The sequence below is a fragment of the Treponema zioleckii genome, from assembly GCF_014737315.1.
Taxonomy (GTDB): Bacteria; Spirochaetota; Spirochaetia; order Treponematales; family Treponemataceae; genus Treponema_D; species Treponema_D zioleckii.
In genome coordinates this window covers 1-24,809 of the sequence record NZ_JPUF01000041.1, presented here as the reverse complement: position 1 = coordinate 24,809, position 24,809 = coordinate 1, and the positions used below count along the sequence as shown (strand labels likewise).

Genomic DNA, 24,809 nt, shown 5'->3' with positions numbered 1-24,809 from the left:
TTGAAACCGGATTCAAGAAAACCTATTTTTGAATGTATGATTTTTGAGTTAACAGATTTAATTTCAAAAGAAATAATTTTCGCAATGGAGAATCAAAACGAAACTTGTTTTTTCGATTCAAAATCAAAAAAAGTTATTTCTGCAACCGAATTGGAAGCCAACTTTCAGGAAGAGGAAATTAACAGAGACGAAGAAAATATCTATTCATTGCCAGCATGGTCATCGGGAGACGGGTACAAAGTGCTGGAAAAATTTACGCAGAGTCTTCATTCACCAAAAATTCAAAAGGAACTGGAGACTGTTCTGGCAAATGGAAGGGGGGTATTTAAGAATTTTAAAAATGTGTTAAAAAGTTACCCTGAAATTTATCGCAGATTTGACATTTTCAAGGAGAATGAAATGCGTCTGCGCTTAATGGATTGGTACAATGCACTTCGCGAGTTATGGGGACTTGAAAAACTTGAGCAAGAATATTATGAAAACGACGGTCTTTCAGACAAATACGACGACTTGCTTCGAGAAGATTTTCTGTTTCGCGAGTATGATTCGATTCGGGATAAGAATCTTATTGATGAAAATTCGAGTGCAATTTCAGAAGAATTAATAGAAAAATATCCAGGTGAATTAGGACAGGTGTGCGCCCAGCTTTGGGAGCACCAATATAAAGAAGGACTGTCCGATACTGTGAACGGTTTTGTTTGCCGCACTTTAGAAGATGAATTCGCCGGATGTCTTTTATATTCAACTATAAAAACAGCCCGTGCAGAGCATACGGTTTCTCTTTCCGCATGTTTTGTCAATCAGAATTACCGTGGTTTGGGAATTGCCAAAGAGCTATTTTCAATCAGCATATCCTATTTAAGAAATCATGGAATTCATTGGTTTGTAATTGCCAATCAGGCAGTGCCGCAGATATTAGAATCAACTCTTTCACAATTAGGTTTTGAAAAAAAAGATTCTATTTTTGTGGCAAAATTATCAACGGACTAAAAAGTCCAAAATTTATTATTTCCTTTTTATTTTAGGAGTTTTATTATGGCTTTCAGACGTGAAAATGAGCTTAATATGGAGCAGGTTGCAGCTTATTTACAGGATGCAGTTTCAAAAGTAAAAGCAAACCCAGACGAATTGGAAGAACTTAAAAAAGTTTTTAAGAAAAATGTTCCTTTTACTCTTCGCTCATTTGTCGCTGCTTATCTTTTAAAAAATTCTAGCGGGGCTATTTATCGTTTTAATTCACATAAAAACCGCGATGAATTCAGAGCACGCCGAGCAGAATCTCGAAGTCGCTACAACAGATTTGAAGAAAAACAAATTGCTGCAACAACAGAAAATATGGAGTCAGCTCCTGCAGAACCGCGCGAAAGATATGTTCGCGTTCAGATTGCACCAGAAGCCGCTGCAACAATTTTCGTAGGAATCGGACGCAACAGACGTGTATTCCCACGTGACCTCGTAGGCCTTTTTATTAGCGTTGCAGGTCTCGAAAAAGAGAGAATCGGAGACATTCGCGTTCTTGCAAACTACTCTTTCGTGCAGCTTTTCAAAGAAGATGCAGAAAAAGCTATCAAAGCTTTGAACGGATACGACTACAGAGGTCGAAAATTGAGCGTAAGCTACTCAAAACAGCGCGAAGACGGTGAAGAAATCACTGCTGACGAAAACTATGAGAACAATGAGCCAGTTCCAAACGTTGAGAATGTTTCAGGCCATATTATAGACAGCTACACAAGCACAACAACTGACACAATGGCACAGCAGGCAGCTTTTGCCGCAGCTCAGGAAAAGAAAAGCTTTCTCGATATGACTGACGAAGAAATTCTTGCTTCTCGCGCACCACGTTCAAGCTCGACAGAAGACATAAAATAGAATTTTTCGTTCATTTTTAAAGGCTGTTTTGAACTTTTTAAAGAATCAAAACAGTCTTTTTTTTATGGAGATTTTATGAAACCGCTTTTAATTCATACAGGCCCATTAAATGTGAATACATTTTTGATACCACTATGCGACAACAAAGTTATAATCATAGACCCTGCCGCATGCGCGTTCTCTGGAGATGAGCAACGTCTCGAAACATTCATAAACAAAAACAACTTTCAGCCAATCGCAGCTATCGTTACGCACGGGCACTTTGACCATGTTTCAGGACTCCCTTTCTTAAAACGAAAATATCCAGAAATTTTAATTGGCATTCACGAGCAGGACGCTGTTTTCTTGGGAAAAAACAGCGAAAAACTTCAGGACATGACTTTAAGCCAAATGGGTTTTGAAGCATTTTTGCCATACGTTTCGAATTTGCCAGAACCTACAAATATTCTGAACGATGGAGAAAATCTTGCCACCACATTTTCACAAATTCAAGATGAAAATTTGCGTGCAGCACTTGAAAAGTGGACTGTAATTCATACGCCAGGACACACTCCAGGAGCAATATGCCTGTACAATAACGATGAGGGACTGTTAATCTCCGGCGATACGCTTTTTTTTCAGGGATGTGGAAGAACAGATTTGCCAGGCGGAGATGAATACAAACTTCGACAGAGTTTGGAACTCCTCGCAAAAAAAGTAAATCCAGATGCAAAAGTATTTCCAGGACATGATTTAGTAGAATTTAAACTGAGCGAAGGACTGTAATTTAGCTTACCAGAACAAATTAATTTCTTCTGTGGACGGTGAATAAGGCACAAACTCAACCTCGCCGTCTGCATCCCATTTTATTTCAAAAAAATCTGCTTTGGGATTTCGTTCCACAGAATTTTTTTCAATTTCAACAATAGAAATAGTATGAGCCGCCCCACCGCGAGGATGAGAGCAACTTCCAGGATTCAATATAGTAAGTTGATTTTTATACTGCAGATTTGATATGTGAGTATGTCCGAAAAACACAATCGAAGCATTTTTTTCGTGGGCAGCAGCGCACAAATCCTTCGTGCCGTAATAAACGTCATATCTGTGACCGTGCGTCATAAAAATCTGTTTTCCGGCAGCGGTAAACTCAAGGTCAATAGGAACGTAAACCGTCATGTGAGTGTCCGCAAGCAAACTGTAGGTGGAATTGTCCCCATTCCCGCGGACAAAAAACACGATTGGCGGAATAAACTGTGAAAAATCGGGATTATTATATCCTAACATGAGCATTCCCAATAAATCCGGCATACCGTCACCGCAAAAGCACATTGCGTCAACATTCTGACCAAATTTTCGAAGAATGCTCATAAGAATATCTCGGCTTCCATGCGAGTCTGAAATAACAAGCAATCTTACGCGATCTTTGTTGGCAAGAGCCTCAGAAAAATCTGACGCACCTATTGCAAAATTTTTTTGTTGAATCAGCTCTATCATGGCACTCCTAAATTTTATTCAAAAACAAAATGATTTTGAGACATAAGACTGGTCTCGCCATCAACATAATTTGTTATCTTATGTTTTGAACCAATAATATTCTGGACGAACGGTTTTAAATCTATTTCATCTTTCAAATATTTTTTTTCGATTGGCTCAGAATCCTCGGCAGGTTCAATTGGCAAAACATCGTAAACTTTTCTGATTTCTGGAGAAAGCATCGCATCAACGGCGTTTCCGAGCAGTGTAACAGCATCAAAATCCAGAACAGAATCTTCGTCAGCATTCGCATCGGCGGCATTATCAATCGAAGCTGTTTTTTGAACTTTATCAAGCACAAAATCGGCAGTCGCCTCAGATGCGTTCACATCAGCCTGCGAAAGGAATGAGAACACAGGGAACGCATACGGCATTACGCACGTTTTGTTGTATTCATCTTGCATTTTACCGAGCGGAGTGTCGATATTTTCCGGCGCCCCAATCATAATCAGACCGCGAAGTTTTTTCTCTTCGAGCATAGACTTTAGGGAACTGATTCTTGCCCGCGAACCACGCATAAAATCACGAGGATAAACGATAATCGAAATCAACGCAGGATTGTCCTCGGTCTCAACACCGTAATTATCTTCCATATATTCAGTGATTTTTTTTATCGATTCAGAATCGTTGTAACCGTGCCCCAAAAGAATTGCGATTGTCTTTCCATAAACGTAAGATTTTGTCGCATCGTCAAATTTTCGAACCTTCAAAGGAAGCGAAGAATCCCCTTCCTGAGCCATTTCTGTCGGCTCAATTTGAATAGTCCCGGCAGATTTTTCTTTTTTACAGCCAAAAGAAAACAAAACTGAAAACATTATAAATGCAATCGAAAGCGATTTTAAATTATTTTTGAACATATTAAGATTTTATCAAATTCATCAAGTTTTGAAAACAAACTGAATGACATCTCTAGAATCTGAAAATTCAGCTTTTTCAGAATCTTCATGAAAACAAAAAGGCTGTTTATCCGATAAATCCGCAAACAGCCCTAGTATAACGAATAAAAAATGATTCTGACCGTTCACGACCGAAGGAAGTCGGATACAACTTACGGTCAGCCATCATTTTTGCAATTTTCTAATGCTGAAATCCCTAGTCTCAGAATCTCAAAACGAAGATTCCGAAACGAGTTCGGCATAGAACTTTGTTAGTCTTCCCAAACGATATTAACAGAAATAGAACCTTTCTGCTTTGGCTTTGAAGTCACTTCAACAGGCGCAGAAACAGGAGCAGCCGAACCTGCCGTAGAAACCGATTCTGCGGCAGCCGCGGTGTGTGTTCCGCTTTCCATGCTGACAGCCGTTTTTACAGCGTTTGCATGAGCACTTTTTGTTTCGCCACTTGCTTCAAAGCCGGCAGTCTGACCTTTAGTTACCGTAAATGCGTTTGCAGGCGCACCGTCGGCAATGTCAGATGCAGAGCTTCCGGCAGACTCCTCAGGGGCTGGAGCCGCATCTTCAGCCTCAGAAGAAAGTTCCGCTCCCTTATTTTTTGACTTCCATACAGCAACCGAACCAGAATGAGTTTTTACGTCGGTTGAGCGAAAACCGTTTGAAACAGTCAATTCAGTTCCTCGAACAGAAGCGGTTGCAACTGGAGAACGAACGGTAAATCCAACACGCTTTCCGTCAGCCTTTTTTACGTTAGATTTTACGGAACCTGTATCAAGATAAAGTTTTGTCTCATCTTTAGTGTCCTTTGAAACAAGTTGCTCCAAAGTTATTCTTGAAAGCGGCGCAACTGTTACCGTTGAACCTTTTATTTGAAGAACAACTTCTGACTTAAAACCAGTCTGAATGACTGCGCCTTTACCAAGCGACGCTCCTTTTTCAAGTTTTACCCATTGACTTCCAGACTGAACTTCCGCTTTTCCTGTAGCAGAAACAACCACAGCTTCCAAACAAAATGCAGATAAAGCGAAAGATGCAAAAATAACCGAAAGAATAAATTTCTTCATAGAAAATTCCTCCTATCCATAGTTTTCTTATAACGCACAAGAAGTTAAAAAACAAACAAGGGAACTTCGGAAAACTTCAGTTTTTCGAGCCCCCATAACTGTCATGCAGAAGCTGATTCGTCATCCGTGTTTTTAGATTTCCAATCAAGTTCGGAATGACAGCGCTTCATTATTCTATGCATTAGAACGTGATGACCGCCTTTAACTGGGCAGAAACTTTGTTCTCTTCTTCAATATCAAAATCGTGGTACTGACCAAAATTCAAGCCTAACAAAACATCAGAAAAGAGCTGCCAGTTGGCACCGATTTTATACTGAATTCCTTTGTGCGACTCGGCAAAGCCTTCAACTTCAAAGAAATTTGCAAAATCAAATGAACATGTTACAAGAAGATTGTAAACAGGTTTGATTGTCGCCGTCAAACCGCCTAAAACCAGCGAAGAATAATCTTCTTCATTCAACGAATTTACGGCAGTGGATTTTGTAAAGCCTTTGAACGGGTCAAACGGCCCTTGTTTTCCAGACGCATAAGTTCCGTTCAAAGTGATCGAAGCCGACTTAAAATCAGAATAATATGAGAGATAAAGTTTTGAGAGATTTCCAATCTTCATGTCCTCGGCATCAAATTTTACAAATCCCACAGTTGAAGAAACTCCGTAATACAATCCGCTCGGAAGTGGCCCCGCAAGGGAAAGAGTTCCGTACATGCGGTTGTACGATTCGTCAGCAAGACGGAATGTTCCCATAAATTCTGCCGACAAATCCTGGTTCGCAAAAACGTTTCGGAACACAACATTTCCGATTCCTACTATATACTTGTCCGCAAAATCATAATTTTTTTCGGAATCAACGACAAAGCTCTCAGGCCCCATTATCGAAACCATATTTCCGTTCAAAAGCCCCGTATAACCGCCGTAAACAGAAAAATTCAACAAGCCTTCATACGAAAAAAGCACGCCATCAGAATTCTGGGTGTAAACCGCAGAAGACAAATCGCTCACGAAAAATCTTCCCACCGATGTCGTGATTTTTGAATCGCCAATCTCCTTTGCAAAAACAAATTTGAACAAATCCAAATCGATGTAATTTGTAGCATCTTCAGACGGGGCTTCTGAATCAAAAGGAAAATTCTTTTCAAACTGATAAGTTCCTTCTGCCGTAAAATAGCTGGAACCTTCATCGTTAAAAGGTGCGCGAATCCAAAGCGAAGCCGTGTCCTTTTGGTCAAAAACAAGGGCATCTTTTGAAAATTTATTTCCTTTGACGGTGGAATCATTGTCTAAAAGTCCGCCCCACTCCACAGAAAAAGCAGAGGTTGCTAAAAAAGAAACTGCCAAAACCGAAAATATCTTCTTTCTAATCGTAATATTCATTTTATTGCCTCTTCTATTCCGAAATCAGTTTGTTCAAAATTCCAATCGCATCACGACCAGAAATCTTCATATTAGGATCCGCGGTCTGCGGTATAATGCCCTTCGCCTTCAGTTCCTTAAAAGCGTACCGCTGAGCACCCGTCAGACGATAAAAAAGCCCGCATTTTGTGTTCGTAACTTTTACCAAAAGGTTTGAAACCTCCGCCAAGGTCGCGGCATCAGAGGCAAGAACAGAAGGACCAAAACAACCTTCTTCTTTGTAAAGTTCAAAAGCTTTCTCATCGCCATCATCTTCAGATATAGCACTTGAATACGTGGCAGCAAGATAGGCAACTTGTCCGCAAGTGACATTTTCTGTAGAAATTATTTCCGTAAGTTTTTCAGAACTCTGTGCAAATGCTGCGACAGAAACCAGAATTGCCATCGCAAACACAAAAAGAAGTTTCTTTTTCATTTTGGTCTCCTTATAAAAAAGGTAAGAATAATTTAGAATTTAAATAGTCTAAAATTAGAATTTAAAAAATTATACATCGTGATATACTTTTTGTCATGGGAAAAGAAACAAAACACAAATCAAACCGATTTTTGGCAAAAATAATTGTAATTATCTCAATTGTTTTTTGGACGGGTATAGCAGCCGTCGGGGTTCTGAACAAATTCGAATACAGGTTTTACGACCTGCTTTTGGGTTTTAGGGATTCTCCAAAACAGAGAGACGAAGTTCTACTCGTTGACGTAGACGACCTTGCGCTCGGTCAGATGGGAGCCTGGCCTTGGACACGGGACATAATTGCAGACGCGCTTTTTAGGATGAAGGAACTTGGAGCCGAAACAGTGGTATTCGATATTGAATACATGTCGGAATCCAAAAAAGCGATTGACGAAAATCTCCTGCAAGAAATTCAGAAAAATCCGCAGGAAAAACTTTCTGATTTGAACAACGTTTTTCTCGATTACGATGAAATGTTCGCTCAAAACATTCAGTTTTTCGGAAACACGTGGATGACGATTAATTCCGGGGACATCGGGCAAAGCTACAGCGAGGACGACAAAAACTACGCATCAAGCAGATTTTTGTATTCCGTGGTTGACGATGAGGACAATTTTGAAAAAGACGGGGCCAGAAAAACTTACGCAGATTTTTCGCCGGCCAACTACAAATTTCTCTCACACGCAAAAGGCGCTGGCTACCCGAACGTAATAATCGACTCGGACGGAAGCCGAAGGCGGGTAAGACTCCTTATACAGTATGACGACGGATGTTTGGCACAGCTTTCCACCGCTCCGCTCCTAAAAATAATCAATCCATCATCAATAGAAAGAAAATCGCGCACCATCGTCTTAAAAGACTGTTCAATACCTGGAGAAAGCGAGCCTAAAGACATTACGATTCCTCTTGACGAAGACGGAAACATGCTGATTCACTGGCTAAAAAAACCGTTCATCACGACGAACCCAGAAACCGGTGAGCTTATTCCAGAAAAAACTTCGTTCAATCACAACTCGGTCTATTATCTCTGGCTCCTCGCGCAATTTGAGGAAAACATCGCTCAAAACCTGAAGGATTTTAAGGACATTGAAAACTTCAATCTGACTTTTGACTCGGAAGAAGATCTCGCTTTTATGAATCAGGTGCTGCAACTTTACGATTCATATTTGATGATGAAAGAAGTAAAAAATCAATTGATGGAAATGTGCAAAGGTTATGATGCGACTGGCAATGCGATTGAAGGCGGAATAAGCGACGATTATTATCAGGAATTTTTTGAAATGCGAAAAAGATTTTTTGAAGACGTAACTGCATTCGTAAATTCAAACTATCTGATTTCGCTCGAAAAAGTGATAAATAATTCGGAAGGACTTTCGGAAGCAGAAATCGACACGCTTTCAAATCTCTATTTGAATCAGAGCGCGTTCGCAGACAGCGTGGAAAACTACAACGCATACTTTCCGCTTATGAAAGAAACTTACACCGGAAAATTCTGCATTGTCGGCAACACGGGAACCGGCACCACGGATTTGGGAACAACTCCGTTCAACACTTCATACCCGAACGTTGGAACTCACGCAAACGTTTACAACACAATTCTCACGCAGGATTTTATAAAACCAATAAGCTGGTACTGGAGTGTAATTTTCTCAGGCATACTCACGTTCATTCTGGTCGGATTCAGCTCGCAAAAAAAGGCATTCTTTCAGAATCTTTCAGGAATTCTTCTTCTCGTAATCGTAATTGTAATTCCAGTCCTCGCAATGAAACTTTTCGGAATCTACATTCCATCGTTCACCTCGATTCTCATTGCTTTCACGTCGTACTTAGTCGTAACGATTACCCGATTCATGATTTCTGAAAAAGACAAGAAATTCCTTCAGAACACGTTCGGTGCATACGTTGCCCCGGCCGTCGTTGAGCAAATCGTAAAGAATCCTGACGTGGCAAAGCTCGGAGGAAAGAGCGAAAATCTTACGGCTCTCTTCTCGGACGTTGCGACTTTCTCTGGCTTTACGGAGACCGTGAACAACGAGGAACTAAAACGAACCCGCGAAGAAAACGAGACCCTTCCGCCAGAAGAGAGAAAATCTGCCGAAGAAGTGAATGCATTGGGTGCGTCGCGCGGGGCTGAACGCCTTGTAGCGATTCTAAACCAATATCTTGGCGTTCTTAGCGACGCGATTATGGACTGCACGGGAACAATTGACAAATACGTCGGTGACGAAATCGTTTCGTTCTTCGGTGCGCCGGTGCCTGACGAGAACAACGCATTCAACGCGTGCGTGGCTGGAATCCGAATGCTTCAGGCGGAGAAAAAGTTCAACGAAGAACATGCGAGCGAACTTCCGACAATTAAGGACAAGGAAGGCAACGACACCGGAAAACCGTTCTTTTTGCACTCGCGTGTCGGCTTGAACACGGGAAGCATGGTTGTTGGAAACATGGGTACTGACAAAAAGCTCAACTACACGATTATGGGAAACAACGTAAACCTTGCGAGCCGACTTGAAGGAACGAACAAAGTTTACGGCTCTTGGATTATGGTGAGCGAAAGCACATGGCTCGAAGCTGATTCCGGCGTGAACCACGGAAAGCTCGTTGCACGTGCGTTCGACGCTGTTCGCGTAATCAACGTTAAAAAGCCTGTAAGAATCTACAATATTATTGGTTTGCGCGAAGAACTCAGCGAAAAGCAGATTACCGCAACGGATATTTTTAACGAGGGAATGAAGTGGTACATGAAGGGTGCGGACACGCCGCTAACTCCAAAACCTGCGTCGGATTTTAAGAAGGCTTACGAGTTCTACAAAAAAGCTGACGAACTTTACCCAGAAGACGCTTCGTCAAAATACTTTATGAGCCGCTGCGAAGACTTTTTAGCAAACGGAATTCCGGACGTTTGGGACGGCGTTTACACGATGAAGTCTAAGTAATCTGGGGAAGACACAGATGAACACGGATAGACACGGATAGAGAGGGAAAAACTCTCGGTGGTTGAGCCTGTCGAAACCACCTGCCTTTTCGCCGACACAGATGAACACGGATAGACACGGATAGGACACAGATAGAGAGGAAAACTCTCGGTGGTTGAGCCTGTCGAAACCACCCACCCCACAAATTATCTGTGTCTCATCTGAGTTCATCACCGTTCATCTGTGTCTAACCGGAAAAGCCCCTTACCATTCAGTTGCAGGGCACCCGCATTACAGGGAAAGTTGACAAAAAAAATTGTCGGAACGAGAGTAAAAAACGGCTTTTGTGAACGTTTGCAAGGTGAGCCGCTTTGCGGCGTCAATAATTTTCCTTGCACCAACACAGATGAACACGGATAGACACGGATAGACACGGATAGGACACAGATAGAGGGAAAAACCTCGGTGGTTGAGCCTGTCGAAACCACCCGCCCCTAAAATTATCTGTGTCTCATCTGAGTTCATCACCATTCATCTGTGTCTAACCGGAAAAGCCCCCTTACCGTGCAGCTGTCTAAACTGGCAATTAAAAACCCGTCCGTGCTATAATAGGTGGCACAAAATTCAGGGTAAAAGGTTTTTAAATGTCAGAACCAAATCTATCAGAAATAAAAGAAATCACCGTGCTTTGCAAAGTGCTCGACAACTTTGGCGACATCGGTGTTGTTTACCGTCTCTGCCGCTCACTTTCGGACGTTAACGGCTCGCTAAAACTGAATCTTGTGGTGAGCGATTTGAAAACTTTTAAAAGAATGGCACAAGAAATAAATCCGGAGCAGAGTTTTCAAAAGTACCGAGGGTGGAACATTTTTGACTGGAACGACGCGAAAACGTGCACAAAATATTTTTCAGAAAATCCGCCGACTGTCGTTTTGCAGACTTTCCAGTGCGGGCTTCCGGACTGGCTTGACGAAATCATTTACGGCGAAGAATTTTCCGCGTCAAAAAAACTTTGCAGAATCGTGAACATCGAATATCTTACGGCAGAAAAATGGGCGGAGGACTTTCATCTTTTGAGGGGGGCGGCAAGGACTGCAAGCGTTCGGAAATACTTTTTTATGCCGGGTTTTACTCCAAAAACGGGTGGACTCATTCTGGACAAAAATTTTACAGAATGCCTCAAAGACAAAAATTACCGGAAAAGCAAAATCGAATCCCTGACAAAATCAATTCCGTTTTCAGACGAAGATTTCAAGATTCTCGTTTTTTCTTACCCAAAAGATTTTTCATTCTTTTTTGAGGCGGTTAACGAATTTGCACAAAAATCCTCAAGAAAAATTCACGTGTACGTGGCTCCAGGAGCTGGGCTTGCCTCGTTCAAAAAAACGGACTCCGAATATCAAAAGACGAATTTCTGCGTGGATTATCTTCCGTATCTGAACCAGGAAGCGTGGGACGCTTTTCTGTGCTCGATGGATTTTCTTTTTATCCGCGGGGAGGACTCGTTCGCACGGGCGGCTCTTTCAGGAATCCCGTTTTTGTGGAACATCTACCAGCAGGACGAGGAATTTCATCTCGTAAAGCTCAAGGCGTTCCTTGACATTTTGAACTGCCCAAAAATCAACGAATTTTCATGGCTCTACAACAGAAATTTTGAGATTGACTGTGGGCCGGAGGCCTCTAACGCGTGGGGAAATATTTCCGAATGCAAAAATGCAAGGGACGCGCAGAAAAAAATGGCGGAAATCTTAAAAGACATTCTCTTTAATCTTGATGAAATAAAACCTGCATTCCAAAATACTGCGGAAAGAACATTTTCGCTCGGAAATCTTTCCAAAAAGCTGCTGGATTTTTTACCATTGATAAAATAGCAAGTTTTAAATATAATCAAATAAATATCTTTATATTAAAGGAATTCAATCATGGGTACAATTGTTACAAATGAAATCAAAGTTGGCACAGCTTTTATGTGTGAAAATGAGCCACTCATCGTTCAGAAAAAACTTGGTCAGAAAGGTGGACGTCAGGGTATCACAGTTAACCTCCGCGTAAAGAATATTGTAACTGGTTCAACTAAAGATCTCGGTGTTGATGCTGGTGATAAATTTCAGGAAATCGAGCTTGAGAAGAAAGCAGTAAAACTTTCTTATGTTGACGGTGATGATTATCACTTTATGGATGACAACTGGGAAGAAGTTGTTCTCTCAAAAGAAGACTTGGGCGACAACGCTGGTTACATCAAACCGTCTGAAGCAGAAGGCGATGATGACGACTACTCTCTCGAAATTACATACTACGAAGGAAAAGCTGTTGGTATCGATCTTCCAATCAGAATCACTCGCAAAATCACTTACTGCGAACCAGGAATCAAAGGCGATACATCTGGAAAATCTTCAAAACCAGCTACATTGGATACAGGAATCGAAGTAATGGTTCCATTGTTCTGCAGCACAGATGACCGCATCGTAATCGACACACGCGACGGTTCATTCGTTGAGCGCGCAAAAGACAAATAAGCAATAACTCTGCAATTGGTCATTGAGCCTGTCAGCAAATTGTGTTTTCGGCAGGCTCAACCACCGCTTTATTATTTCTGCAAGAACGTCATTTTTAACAACAAAATTGTCATTCGGAATAACAATTTTGTCATTCCGAACTTGTTTCGGAATCTCTCCACCGTTGCAAAGGCATGTATGCTGAAACCACTTCAGCATGACAATACCCGGCCGACTCAAACCCCGATTTTTATACTTTTAGGAAGCCACTTTTTTTACCAATACAATTCAGCTTCGAACGAAACGCCTTCTTCAGTTTTTCCGATAAAAGTCACTTTTTTTGCATTTTCGTCAACCGCACCGTAAACCGTGATTTTTTGACCGAGTTTAGCTTCCTTTGCATAATTCAATCTAAAATCCTTAAAATTCACTCTTCGGAGATTCTCTGGCAAAGCATCGGCCACAAAAACCCCGTAACGAGCATTGTTCGTGTGCCCGTTACCGTCAAGGTCAGAATACTTTACGATTCGCTCGTCAAAAATCTCAAGATTCTCTGGATGGGCAATTTTGCCGTACTTGAGGCAGTCGTGCTCGGTAACAAATTCCGGGGCAACTCGCATCGTAAAATTTTTAGTCGGAACGATTTTTCGTGTGGCAGGATTAACTACAATCCACGAACTAAGCCCGCTGATGAGTTTTTCGCCTTCATGCCCAGCTTCAAGGCTCTCAAATTCGTAGGCACGCACAAGCTGCAACGCCTCCGGCTTTTCTTCCCATGTGCGGAGCACAATCTTCTCGTTCTCGCGGGGCATTCTGTGGAATCGGAATGACTGACGACTCACAAGAATCGCGAAGTCCTTTTCAGAAAGCGCGTCACGGCTCATTCCACGCTGGTTAAAATCCTCAACCGCCGCGTCCGAAGTGATTTTGAACAAATCGTAAAGCGAAAGCTGCTTGTTGTCGTTCGCCTCGCAAAAATAAACCATTGTCTCAAAATTAAAGCAATTTTTTTCATCGTGAAACTGTTTATATTCAGCCATATTTCCTCCAAGTAAAAGCGCATTAAGATAAGATTAGTGCAAAAACTGGCTGTCGTCCGTTGCGGTGTTTAAAAAAAATGATGGCTGAGCTTTATAGGTACCCGACTCGCTAACGCTCGCGATGCTCAGAATCATTTTTTTCTCCACCTCCACTACCGACCGCCAGTTTTTTGGTCAACTTTTCCATAATGCGTTTCCCTGTTTTTCATCAATATTTAAACCGTCGTTAGGGTTTTAGGTATCTTCCAAGCCCGTACAAGTGAACGTTGTCCTCATTGCGCAGAATCCAAAATTCATTGTCGCGCACAAAGATTCCATAATTATAACCAATTATCCCCTGTTCGGGTACAAGGTTCATCACAGGTTTAAAGTCTTTTGATTCAGCAAGTCGCTTAAAATTCTTAACTCCAAAGATTTCGTCCGCGATTTTTTCGCCCTCGTCCACGGTGTTAAAAACGTAAATGTTAGTGTAAAGCTCGCTCCCGCCGTATGGAAGCACCATAAGTTTTTGCGTGTAAGCCGATTTTGCCGTTTGGCCAAGCACAAAAAATGCAGTAAAAAACAAAGCAAGTGCAAAAAAAATTTTTTTCATACAAAGATTATCGGAACGAAAATGAGAAAATTAGGAATGAAGAATGAAGAATTGAAAATCGAACCTCATAATTCTCAATTCTCCTCTCCACTTTCAGTTTTCTTCGTTCTGTTGTACACTTTTTTTATGCGTAAATTTCAGGTAGTTTCTCCTTACGAGCCTTCCGGGGACCAGGGGCAGGCAATTGAAAAGCTGGCGGAGGGATTTCTCCGAGGCGACAGGTATCAGACGTTAAAGGGCGTTACTGGGTCAGGAAAAACTTTTACGATGGCAAAAATCATCGAGAAAGTTCAGCGACCGACGCTAATCATCTCGCACAACAAAACGCTCTCGGCGCAGCTTTACCGCGAATTCAAATCGTTTTTCCCGAACAACGCGGTGGAATATTTCGTCTCATATTATGACTACTATCAGCCGGAGGCCTATGTTCCGGCAAGAGACCTTTACATTGAAAAAGACGCTGCAACGAACAAAGAAATTGACGAACTCCGCTTAAAGGCAACTTACTCGCTTATGGAACGCCGCGACGTAATCGTTGTTGCAACGGTGAGCTGCATTTACGGTCTTGGAATGCCGGACCTTTACAAAGAAATGCGGGTTCACATCGAAAAGGGCGAGATTCTCGACATCAGAAAATTCGAAAGCGCGCTCTGCTCAATTCAGTACACGCGGAACGACATGGCAATGGACAGAGGAAACTTCCGTGTCCGCGGAGACGTAATCGAAGTCTATCCGCCGTATATGGAAACCGACACGGCTTACAGAATCGAACTGGATTTTGACGAAGTTGCAAGAATCACAAGATTCAACATGATTACGCGGGAAATCGAGGAAGAACTTGACGAAATGCAGTTCTACCCTGCAAAGCACTTCGTAGTTCCGCACGACGCGCTGATTTCGGCAACAGAGAGAATCGAAGAAGAACTTGAAAGCCGTCTGGCTGTCCTGAACGCTCAGGGAAAACTTTTGGAAGCCGAGCGGCTAAAAACACGCACGACCTACGACATTGAGATGATGAAAGAAATGGGCTACTGCTCAGGAATCGAAAATTATTCGGCACCAATTTCAGGCAGAAAAACAGGCGAACCACCGGCAACTCTCCTGCATTATTTTCCGGATGATTTTTTATGTATGATGGACGAAGCCCACGTTACGGTTCCGCAAATCGGAGCGATGTACGAAGGCGACCGAAGCCGCAAACAGAACCTCGTTGATTTTGGATTCCGCCTGCCTTCAGCATTGGACAACCGTCCGCTCAAATTCGCCGAGTTTGAAAAAAAACTGAATCAGGTGATTTACGTTACGGCAACGCCCCGTGCAGAAGAAATCGCACAGTCAACGCAGGTCGTGGAGCAGATTATCCGCCCGACAGGGCTTTTGGATCCGCTTATTCACGTGCGGCCGAGCGAAGGCCAAATGGAAGACATTTACAAAGAAGTCAAACAAAGAATCGAAAAAGGCGAGCGAAGCTTGATTCTGACGCTCACAAAAAAAATGGCGGAAGACCTGACGGACTATCTTTTGGGGCTGCACCTCAAAGTAAAGTACATTCATTCCGAAATCGACACTTTCGAGCGTGTTGAGATTCTAAAATCGCTCAGAACCGGTGAAATTGACGTGCTGATTGGAATCAACCTTCTGCGCGAAGGAATCGACTTGCCGGAAGTAAGTTTTATTGCGATTCTAGACGCGGACAAAATCGGATTTTTGCGCTCAACGACCAGCTTGATTCAGATTATCGGACGTGCTGCACGAAACGAAAACGGCACCGTCGTAATGTATGCGGACTTAATTACGCCAGCGATGAAGGAAGCAATTTCCGAGACAAAAAGACGCCGTGAGATTCAGCAGAAATACAACGAAGAGCACGGAATCACTCCGCACACAGTCTCAAAAGCTGTTCAGGACATTCTTGTGCGCCAGCAGAAAGACGCGGAAGAAAACGCCGAAGTGGAACTTGCAGTGCTAAAAAAGAGCGCAAACCTGTTCGACGCAAAGCAGCGTAAAAAACTGATTGAAGCCCTGAAGAAAGAAATGAGCGACTGCGCCGACAGATTGGAATATGAGCAAGCAGCGGCTATCCGAGATCAAATCAAGGAAATCGAAGCCACTTACGGTTCACTCAAATAGCGGCAAGCGAGCGCACACGGTCGTGCGCGTGCCGAAATGCCCATGTTCAACTAAAAAAAATACCCGCCGAGCATCTCGACGGGTTTTCAAAATCAATATTCTAATTTCAATATAAAATTAGTTAGCAGCTACAGGTGCACCTGCGTTTGCTGGAACAACATTGATTTTCTTTGTGATGAATCCTGAGCGGAGACAACGAGTGCAGATTGTCAAAGTTTCAGATCTTCCGAAATCCTCAGTCTTGATTTTCAAGAGGTTTGGTCTCCACTGGCGACGTGTATGGTTGTATGATTTAGATACTTTATTACCGTGCTGAGATCCTTTTCCACAAATTTCACAAACTCTAGACATGATTTTATACCTACCTAATATTGATTACAGTTGAGTTCGTAAAGTATACGAATTTAAAAATCATCTGTCAATATGAATTTAATGTGAATTCAGAGGGGAACCTCTAAAAACTTCACTTTTTCGAGGTGTCCAGAATGATTGCGGCGAATTCACTCATAAAATCATTCTGCAGTGTAAAGAACAAGCCCGTCATAAGCCGGAGAAACATTACCGCCTTTTTTGACAATCTCCTCCAGTCTTGGAAAATCCTTCAAATTATCATCAATATACTTTTGAACCTCAACGTGAGACTTGTCGTGGCAAAGATGCGTCAGCCACGTGTGTCCCGCGCCAATTCGTTCGGCATAAGCAAGAGCTTCCCTAAAACTGCAATGAGTCGGATGCGGAACCTCCCGAAGCCAGTCAATCACAAGATGGTCAATTTTTCCGGCTGATTTCTGAATCAATTTAATGGAAGAATCTGGAATAAAATTGCAGTCTGTAAGATAAAGAATCGAATGTTCGGCCTGATTTTTCAAAATCCACCCTGTCGTCCGCATTGAACCGTGCATCATCGGAACCGGAATTACAATTGCAGAGCCAATTTTTATAGGATTTTCGTCATTAAAATCGTCACATGCAATCATGTTGAGCTTTGGAAGCCCACCGCCAAGCTCCGTCCGCCTAAGGACATACGCAAAACGGAAGAGCAAATCTTCAACGGTGTTTGAACTTGCATAAATCGGAAGGCCAGGCCCTTTTGTTTCAAGCGGATAATTCTGATTTTGAGGAAGCGTAAAGTCAGCAGAACTTTTTGACATATCGGGGCGGGTGTGGCTAAAAACCCGCAAGTCATCAAGCCCGTGGCAATGATCCGCATGGCTGTGAGTTATAAGAACTCCGTCAAGCCGCGTAAGATGATTTTCGATGCATTGAATTCTGAACTCAGGTCCAGTGTCAATCACTATGTTCGTTGTGGGAAAAAGTTTTCCGGACAAATCTGCATTCGTATTGGATTCATTTTCTACATAAGCGGAGCAACGATATCGCCGGTCTTCCTTGTGCGTGGAGCGGCAAACTTTGCAGTCACATCCGATAACAGGCACCCCGTGACTCGTTCCTGTTCCCATCAAAATCATCTTCATGCAAACCATTATAAAAACTCGTTAACCACTTTTCAAGGATAAGTTTTTCTTCCTGTTTTACACAAGATTTATGAAAAACACTTTCTGAACAAGTTGGCTAAAAATCTGCTGGGCGGCAGGGAAGGCAACGCTTCGCTAATGCACAAAAAAGATTCTAACCGTTCGCGACCGCAGGAAGTCGGATACCTATTACGGTCAGCCATCATTTTTGTGAAACACCGCAACGGATGACCTACAGATTTTTTTACAACAGCAAGTTTGCAATGCGATTGCAATGAATAAAATCGGTTGGTCACTTGCCACTTTTTTGTATCTACTTTAGAATCTTATGGTTACGAGGTCATAATGAAAAAATTTATTTTTGCATGTTTAATCGCTATTTCTACTATTTCAATCTGTGCTGCAGAGGAAATTATGACAGCTGCGGCTTTTTTTAAATCAGTTTCGGACTATTACTCATCTTTACGGGACTACAGATGCCATCTCGATATAAAAACAGAAAAACAGAATATGAGCGGAACGGTCTACTACAAAAATTCAGGTTTTCTTCGCGTAGACTTCACAACTCCGTGGGGTCAGACAATTTATTACGACGGTGAGACTCTCACGATTTACCTTCCGAATTCAGCTGCTGCACTGACACAAAAAGTTCAGCAGGGAGATGACGCAACCCTTATGACTTCCAAAGGACTAACTCTCATGTCACGCTACTACACCGTAGCTTATGAGTCTGGCCAAGATCCCGTCCCGATGGATGAAAAGTCGAACGAAAATGTTATAAAATTGGTTTTGAGCCGAAAAAATAATTCGGAGACATTCAGATATATCAAAATGTCAATTAACCCAAACACAAAATTAATCAGAAGAATGGAAGGAATCACTCCGCAGGGTGAGACGATTGTCTTCAACTTTAGCGGATATGCTGTAAATGCCGGAATTCCAAAGCAGAAATTTTTCTATGAAGTTCCTTCTTACGCAAACAGCTACAATGATTTCTTGCTTGGTGAATAAAAAATGGAAAGTTACGGAGAAATATTAAAAAAAGCCAGAGAAGAAAAGCATCTGGACTTTGAAACTATAGCAAGAGAGACATCAATCGCAAAAAATTATCTCGAAGCACTCGAAAGAGATTCCCCAGAGAGTTTTCCTGGAGAACCATATTTTATCGGTTTTTTGAAAAACTATGCTGAATATCTCGGTGTGGATAAAGAACGTTTGATTACGCTTTATCATGCCCGAAAATTGCAGGAGACTCCGCCGCCGGCGGCATTAACGATGCGTGAAAGACCTCGCTGGGTCGTTCCGTTAATCGTAACGCTTTCGATTCTAGCATTTTTTGGGCTTGCCGCTGCAAGTTGTTTCTACATCCGAAAGATTTATCTCGAAAAAGAGGCTCTCAAAAACGCAGTATCTGTAGACAAAAGCTTCAAAAAATATACGCTAACTGACGATCCGTTCGAAGGAAGACTTTTCAAAACCGACCAGCTTATTCTTAAAAAGCCGGAAGGCGAAATTTGTCTTACCGTAATCGAAACTTCTGGAATCTTCGGAATTGAAGTTCCGGCAGGACGGCGCTACATTGAACTTTCTGAAGAAGCCGACATTGATGTTGACGATGACGGAATTCCAGAATTAATCGTTTACGTTTCAGACGTTTCTTCTAACAACGTAGACCGCGGTGCAGAAGTAAAAATCATGCTCAAAGACGGAAATGCTATTCCAGAGCCGGAAACAGAAGAAGACGAGGTTGCAGACATTGACTCGCTGCCAAAGGACAAGCCTTACACCGAGCTTTTCTCTGACAACAGACCTTACCCGTTCGTTTTGAACGCTTCATTCAAAGCCGGATACGGTTGTCTTTTACGCTATCGCTCAGACCGAAAAGATATCATCGATGATTATTACGAGTCAGGACGCACGCTCAGCATCACTTCGAGCAACGGAATCAGAGTCTGGATTTCTAACGGAAACGTCGCAAAACTTTCTGTCGTAGCAAACTCTAGAACATACGAACTTGGCTCAAATGGCTATCTTGGAAAGGCTGGCGAAGTAGTCGTTGTAGACGTAAAGTGGATTAAAGACACTGACGGTAAATTTAAATTGGTGGTTGTAAACCTTGACTAAATTCTTTATTGACCAGCACGGCTGTGCAAAAAATCAAGTTGACGGCGAGCTTATAATCTCGCTGCTCAACAAAAAGGAAGGCTACACGCAGACATTCGATCCTGCGGAAGCCGATTTGATAATCGTAAATTCTTGCGGATTCATCGAGTCCGCAAAGACCGAAAGTTTGAATGCCGTCATTTCTGCACGGCAAATGTATCCCAAAGCAAAAATTCTTCTTGCAGGTTGTCTTGCCGAACGTTACGCAAACGAGTTAAAAGACACTCTTACCGAAGCTGACGGTTTTTTTGGTAACGGCGATTTGAATCAACTTTACAAAGTCGTAGAACCGTTGATGAACGGCGAAAGACCTGTTCTCACACCTCCACAAGCGGGTGTTTGCGGAGGCGACAGAAATTTGCTTCTCTCATTCCCAGGAGCTGCCTACGTAAAAATCACGGAAGGTTGCAACAATCACTGTTCATTCTGCGCGATTCCAATAATCCGTGGTGAGCTTAGAAGCCGCAAAGCCGATGAAATCATTTCAGAAATCAAAAAGCTCATCTCCGAAGGAATTTATGAGCTTAACCTGATTGGCCAAGACTTGGCAGCATACGGAACAGGGCGCACAGACAATGTTTTTGGAACTGGACGCACTTCTCTCCCTTGCGGAACGCCGGGCACCGAATTCGGAACACAAAACAAAGACGGTGAATCTGAAGAATCTGGTCTTTGCACGCTCCTAAAAATGATTTCAAAACTTGAAGGAACATTCAGACTCAGACTGCTTTATATTCATCCTGATCATTTTAACGAAGACATTCTCCCTGTAATCAAAGCGGACGAAAGAATTCTCCCATATTTTGACATTCCTTTCCAAAGCGGCGACACGGACGTAATTCATCAAATGCACAGGACAGGAAGCCGCGAAAGGTATTTTGAGTTGATTCAAAAAATCCGCTCTTATTTTCCAGAAGCGGCAATACGAACGACATTCCTTGCAGGTTTTCCGGGCGAAACTGACGAGCAGGCTCAAAACACGCAAAGTTTCTTAAAAGAAATTCGAACGGACTGGAGCGGCTGCTTCCCATACAGCAAGGAAGAAAACACTCCAGCAGCTGCGTTCAAAAAGCCCGTTCCAAAAAAAGTCAGCCAAGCGCGGGCCAACGCACTCGTAGAGACTCAGGCAGCCATAACGCGCGAAAAACTCAGCGAGCGTTGCGGAAAGGACTATGACGTTCTAATCGAAGAAGTTCTCGCAGAAAACCCGGAGTCCCCGGACGAAGGAATCGCAATCGGTCGGGCATGGTTCCAGGCTCCAGAAGTAGACGGAAGCGTTGTAATCAACTACGACCGCGGCAACGAAAAAGAAAACAATGCCGTAAAAACAGGCCGGCTCGTGCGCGTTCATGTATATTCAAGCGGCGACGTTGACTTGAACGGCGAATTCGTATGTGACTCACCGCTTAACGACAAAATTTGCGAAAGCAAGTTGGCCTTCGCACAAAACGAGAATCTGTAGGAGCAAAAGCGACCAAAAACGGAGTGGTATGGATAAGATTACTGAATTTTTGGATTCTTATGACGCTTCGCAAAATGAAGAGTCTGTTTCGGAAAAGACGCAACAATATTTGAACGTCTTAAACGAAGAGCAAAAAGAAGCCGTCATGCACGAAGACTCGCCTCTTTTGATTCTTGCGGGCGCAGGCTCCGGAAAGACTCGCGTAATCACCACAAAAATCGCATACCTGATTGCCGAAAAGCATTTTGATCCGTATTCAATTCTCGCGGTCACGTTCACAAAGAAAGCCGCGAACGAAATGCACGAACGAGCTATCCAACTGGAGGAGCGGGCGTCTCACGCACAAATACGCACGTTCCACTCGTTCGGCGCATGGTTTTTGCGAATGAACGCATTTGAAGCCGGAATTGACCCTAAATTCACGGTTTACGATGACGACGATATGGTGACGCTTTTGTGCAAAGCAGTCCCAAAACTCACAAAACAGCAGGCAAACCACTTTGCCCATAAAATTTCTCTCGCAAAAGATTACTGCCTCACTCCAGACGACCAAAAAATTGCAGAAATCGCCTCGGAACCAGAATTTCCAGAAATTTACCAGAAATACCAGAACCGTCTGCGGGAAACAGGAAACGTAGACTTTGGCGATTTAATCATGCTGCCATATTTGGTTCTCAAAAACAACGAAAATATCCGCCGGCGAATGCACCAACGTTTTAAAGTAATCATGGTTGATGAATATCAAGATTCCAACGTGGCACAATTCCTTTTGCTGCAAGAACTTAGCGGAGTAAAAGAAAACAGCGGAACTTACGTGTGCGTCGTCGGCGATGACGACCAGTCGATTTATAAATTCCGAGGAGCGGAAATTCAGAACATTCTTACGTTCAAAAATAAATTTCCAGGAACAAAAGTCATCAAACTCGAAAAAAATTACCGCTCAAAATCCGAGATTCTCAAAATTGCGGACAACGTTGTGCGTCACAATCAAGGACGGCTCGGTAAAACCTTGCAAGCCGAACGAGGAAATGGCAAAAAGCCAGTGCTCGCGTTTTTGCCGAACCAAGACGAAGAAGCGAACTTTTGCGCGGATTTGATTCAGCTCGCCCACGAGAACGGCAGCCCTTACAGCGATTGGGCAATTCTGTACCGCACAAACGCACAGTCGCTCACCTTTGAGACGACTTTTATGCATAAAAAAATCCCTTACGCGGTTATCGGTTCGCTAAAATTTTACGAACGCGAAGAAATCAAAGACTTGCTCGCGTTCCTCGCGTTAATCGCAAACCCGCGCGACGAAATCGCATTCCGAAGAATCATCAACAAGCCAGCCCGAGGAGTTGGCGGAACGACTCAGGAGAAACTCATTGACGCGGCACGCGAAAAACTACAGGACGGCAAGGCAGAAAACACAAACCTTCTCGAAACAAGCAGGACTTTTGGCGAAAAACTCACGAAAAAGGCACGGGAAGGCATAAACCATTTCGTTGAGATTATGGATGAATTTTATGCGGAGCTACAAAAAAACGAACAAGATGGTGCGCAATCGCAAGTTGACAAACCGAATCTTTCAGTTTTAATCGATTTAATTTCCGAAAAATCAGGTTTAAAGACTCTTTATGAAAGTGAAGATGAAATTTCGGGTTCACAGCGCACCGCGAACATGCAGGAACTCTCAAACAGCGCAGTCCTTTATCCGTGCACTTCAAATGGACTTTTAGAGTTCCTCGATCATATTGAGCTTGATCGCACGCTTGAAACTGGCGAGGAAGAAGCAGACACCGACAAAGTTACGCTTATAACCCTTCACAACACAAAAGGTCTTGAATTTAACCGCGTAATAATCACCGGCATAGAAAGGGGAATTTTTCCGCGCGAAGACGACGATCCTGCGGAGCTTGAGGAAGAACGAAGACTTTGCTACGTTGGAATTACGCGCGCAAAAAATGAGCTTTATCTCACAAGCTGCTCAATGCGTCGAATGTACGGGCGCACGTCATACATGGAGCCTAGCCCGTTCTTAAAAGAAATGAATCCCGCCTTGCTAAAAATCATCGGCCGAAAACCATCTTCGTTCAGAACAGATAACAGTTTTCACGGCGGTGACTACGGCACAAACGGCCTTTCCCACCCGGACATGGAGACCGACCCGATAAAACGAAAATATTCGCGCGGAAAAAAAATTTACCACGACGATTACGGTTACGGCGTGATTATCTCGACTCTGACCACCGACGATGACGAATACGCGATTACCGTCCAATTTGAAAACGGCGGAAAAAAGCGTTTTTTACCAAAATATCAAAGTTCAGCATTGATGGTCGTTGAATAATCTCTGAATCTGCAAAAAATTCATAAAAAAAACAAAAATAAGGTGCAATCGATATTGACACAACCTCATTATTTTTATATATTTTATGCACATTCTCCGCTGGTGTAATGGTAGCACACGGGCTTTTGGTGCCCAGAGTCCGGGTTCGAATCCTGGGTGGAGAACCATCGAAAATGGGGGCATAGTCCAGCTGGTAGAACACCGGACTCATATTCCGTATGTCATAGGTTCAAATCCTATTGCCCCTACTCTTAAAAAGACTTATCTCAATCCGAGGTAAGTCTTTTTTTGCTTTAAAACTGATTCCCAAATCAAAGTATAGGATTTGTAAGCGGAGTGAGCGCCGACCTACGGGAGGATGAGGCGGCACGGATGCCGCCGTAAGCGACAAAGCCGCCCGGAAGGAGCCGACACGATGTCGGCGACTGGAGGAAAATCCTATTGCCCCTAGTCTTAAAAAAGACTTATCTCAATCCGAGATGAGTCTTTTTTTTGTCTTTAAAACTGATTCATAAATCAAAGTATAGGATTTGAAGCGGAGTGAGCGCCGACCTACGGGAGGATGAGGCGGCACGGATGCCGCCGTAAGCGAACAAAGCCGCCCGGAGCGAGCCGACACGACGCCGGCGACCGGAGGGAAAATCCTATTGCCCCTACTCTTAAAAAGACTTATCTCAATCCGAGATGAGTCTTTTTTTTGCTTTAAAACTGATTCATAAATCAAAGTATAGGATTTGAAGCGGAGTGAGCGCCGACAGACAGAAAAGTCGTGGGGGCGGCAAAACAACACTCAGACTTTAGAAGCGGACTATCCGCACATCATAATTGCGAACGTCGCGCGAGCAATAAATCCGCATCCGCGAAACGCGGCTTTCCTTGCCCGCCACGTTTCGTGAGCACCTGCAAGTTCCACCCACCAAAGCACGAGTTTTTCTTTAGGAAAACTCGTGGAGTGCGGACAAAACAACACTCAGACCTTAGAAGCCGACTATACGCACATCATAA

20 protein-coding genes and 2 tRNA genes are annotated in these 24,809 nt (G+C 43.0%); 13 read left to right on the top strand and 9 right to left on the bottom strand.

Features of this window, described 5'->3' with window-relative positions:
• Positions 1 to 36 precede the first annotated feature (36 nt).
• From JI65_RS11235 to JI65_RS11225, 3 genes are all read left to right on the top strand, one after another.
• A complete protein-coding gene (locus tag JI65_RS11235) occupies positions 37 to 990 on the top strand; it encodes a GNAT family N-acetyltransferase (protein ID WP_191016566.1) in 954 nt (317 codons plus the stop codon).
• 45 nt (positions 991 to 1,035) lie between these two features.
• Positions 1,036 to 1,869 carry a DbpA RNA binding domain-containing protein gene (locus JI65_RS11230; RefSeq protein WP_191016563.1) on the top strand — a complete coding sequence of 278 codons (834 nt, stop codon included), beginning with the start codon at positions 1,036 to 1,038 and terminating at the stop codon, positions 1,867 to 1,869.
• Positions 1,870 to 1,944: 75 nt separating this feature from the next.
• A complete protein-coding gene (locus JI65_RS11225; RefSeq protein WP_191016561.1) occupies positions 1,945 to 2,634 on the top strand; it encodes an MBL fold metallo-hydrolase in 690 nt (229 codons plus the stop codon).
• Between the two features lie 6 nt (positions 2,635 to 2,640).
• On the opposite strand, the gene JI65_RS11220 is transcribed toward JI65_RS11225, so the two are convergent.
• The 5 genes from JI65_RS11220 to JI65_RS11200 form a co-directional block, all read right to left on the bottom strand.
• Complete coding sequence (locus JI65_RS11220; protein WP_191016558.1) at positions 2,641 to 3,342, bottom strand: YfcE family phosphodiesterase; 702 nt, start codon at positions 3,340 to 3,342, stop codon at positions 2,641 to 2,643.
• A 14-nt stretch (positions 3,343 to 3,356) separates the two neighbouring features.
• On the bottom strand, positions 3,357 to 4,238 hold the full coding sequence (locus JI65_RS11215) for a hypothetical protein (RefSeq protein ID WP_191016555.1): 882 nt from the start codon (positions 4,236 to 4,238) through the stop codon (positions 3,357 to 3,359).
• A gap of 290 nt (positions 4,239 to 4,528) precedes the next feature.
• Complete coding sequence (locus JI65_RS11210) at positions 4,529 to 5,338, bottom strand: FecR family protein (RefSeq protein WP_191016553.1); 810 nt, start codon at positions 5,336 to 5,338, stop codon at positions 4,529 to 4,531.
• A 181-nt stretch (positions 5,339 to 5,519) separates the two neighbouring features.
• Positions 5,520 to 6,710 carry a hypothetical protein gene (locus JI65_RS11205; protein WP_191016550.1) on the bottom strand — a complete coding sequence of 397 codons (1,191 nt, stop codon included), beginning with the start codon at positions 6,708 to 6,710 and terminating at the stop codon, positions 5,520 to 5,522.
• Positions 6,711 to 6,723: 13 nt separating this feature from the next.
• A complete protein-coding gene (locus JI65_RS11200; protein ID WP_191016547.1) occupies positions 6,724 to 7,164 on the bottom strand; it encodes a hypothetical protein in 441 nt (146 codons plus the stop codon).
• Positions 7,165 to 7,259: 95 nt separating this feature from the next.
• Here JI65_RS11200 and JI65_RS11195 point away from each other — a divergent pair, with 95 nt between their 5' ends.
• From JI65_RS11195 to JI65_RS11185, 3 genes are all read left to right on the top strand, one after another.
• Positions 7,260 to 10,136, top strand: a complete 2,877-nt coding sequence (locus JI65_RS11195) for a CHASE2 domain-containing protein (protein ID WP_191016545.1) — start codon at positions 7,260 to 7,262, stop codon at positions 10,134 to 10,136.
• A 623-nt stretch (positions 10,137 to 10,759) separates the two neighbouring features.
• Positions 10,760 to 11,986 (top strand): elongation factor P maturation arginine rhamnosyltransferase EarP, encoded by a 1,227-nt coding sequence (earP, locus tag JI65_RS11190; RefSeq protein ID WP_191016541.1) that lies wholly within the window; start codon positions 10,760 to 10,762, stop codon positions 11,984 to 11,986.
• Positions 11,987 to 12,037: 51 nt separating this feature from the next.
• Positions 12,038 to 12,631: an elongation factor P gene (locus JI65_RS11185; RefSeq protein WP_191016539.1), complete on the top strand. Its 594-nt coding sequence runs from the start codon at positions 12,038 to 12,040 to the stop codon at positions 12,629 to 12,631.
• Between the two features lie 254 nt (positions 12,632 to 12,885).
• On the opposite strand, the gene JI65_RS11180 is transcribed toward JI65_RS11185, so the two are convergent.
• Complete coding sequence (locus JI65_RS11180) at positions 12,886 to 13,650, bottom strand: acyl-[acyl-carrier-protein] thioesterase (protein ID WP_191016535.1); 765 nt, start codon at positions 13,648 to 13,650, stop codon at positions 12,886 to 12,888.
• Positions 13,651 to 13,876: 226 nt separating this feature from the next.
• Entirely contained in the window at positions 13,877 to 14,242 is a 366-nt protein-coding gene (locus JI65_RS11175; RefSeq protein ID WP_191016532.1) for a hypothetical protein, read from the bottom strand.
• Between the two features lie 126 nt (positions 14,243 to 14,368).
• On the opposite strand from JI65_RS11175, the gene uvrB reads away from it, so the two are divergent.
• Positions 14,369 to 16,372, top strand: coding sequence for an excinuclease ABC subunit UvrB (gene uvrB, locus JI65_RS11170; RefSeq protein WP_191016586.1), 2,004 nt, complete (start codon positions 14,369 to 14,371; stop codon positions 16,370 to 16,372).
• Between the two features lie 117 nt (positions 16,373 to 16,489).
• Here the strand turns inward: uvrB and rpmB are convergent, their stop codons facing one another.
• Both rpmB and JI65_RS11160 read right to left on the bottom strand, forming a co-directional pair.
• The gene (gene rpmB / locus JI65_RS11165) at positions 16,490 to 16,723 is read right to left on the bottom strand and encodes a 50S ribosomal protein L28 (RefSeq protein ID WP_191016530.1); all 234 of its coding nucleotides are present in this window, start codon (positions 16,721 to 16,723) and stop codon (positions 16,490 to 16,492) included.
• Between the two features lie 161 nt (positions 16,724 to 16,884).
• On the bottom strand, positions 16,885 to 17,856 hold the full coding sequence (locus JI65_RS11160) for an MBL fold metallo-hydrolase (protein ID WP_191016528.1): 972 nt from the start codon (positions 17,854 to 17,856) through the stop codon (positions 16,885 to 16,887).
• Between the two features lie 336 nt (positions 17,857 to 18,192).
• Between JI65_RS11160 and JI65_RS11155 the strand changes: the two genes are divergently transcribed.
• The 6 genes from JI65_RS11155 to JI65_RS11130 all read left to right on the top strand — a co-directional run bounded on the left by JI65_RS11155 (position 18,193) and on the right by JI65_RS11130 (position 24,052).
• A complete protein-coding gene (locus JI65_RS11155) occupies positions 18,193 to 18,858 on the top strand; it encodes a LolA family protein (RefSeq protein WP_191016525.1) in 666 nt (221 codons plus the stop codon).
• A 3-nt stretch (positions 18,859 to 18,861) separates the two neighbouring features.
• Positions 18,862 to 19,971, top strand: coding sequence for a helix-turn-helix domain-containing protein (locus tag JI65_RS11150; RefSeq protein WP_191016522.1), 1,110 nt, complete (start codon positions 18,862 to 18,864; stop codon positions 19,969 to 19,971).
• Positions 19,964 to 21,472, top strand: a complete 1,509-nt coding sequence (rimO, locus tag JI65_RS11145; RefSeq protein WP_191016519.1) for a 30S ribosomal protein S12 methylthiotransferase RimO — start codon at positions 19,964 to 19,966, stop codon at positions 21,470 to 21,472. Before JI65_RS11150 ends, rimO begins: the two co-directional genes overlap by 8 nt.
• Positions 21,473 to 21,500: 28 nt before the next feature.
• Positions 21,501 to 23,804 (top strand): ATP-dependent helicase, encoded by a 2,304-nt coding sequence (locus JI65_RS11140; RefSeq protein WP_191016516.1) that lies wholly within the window; start codon positions 21,501 to 21,503, stop codon positions 23,802 to 23,804.
• A gap of 93 nt (positions 23,805 to 23,897) precedes the next feature.
• A tRNA-Gln gene (locus JI65_RS11135) sits at positions 23,898 to 23,971 on the top strand.
• Between the two features lie 8 nt (positions 23,972 to 23,979).
• Positions 23,980 to 24,052: transfer RNA gene (locus tag JI65_RS11130), tRNA-Met, on the top strand.
• Positions 24,053 to 24,809: the final 757 nt, after the last annotated feature.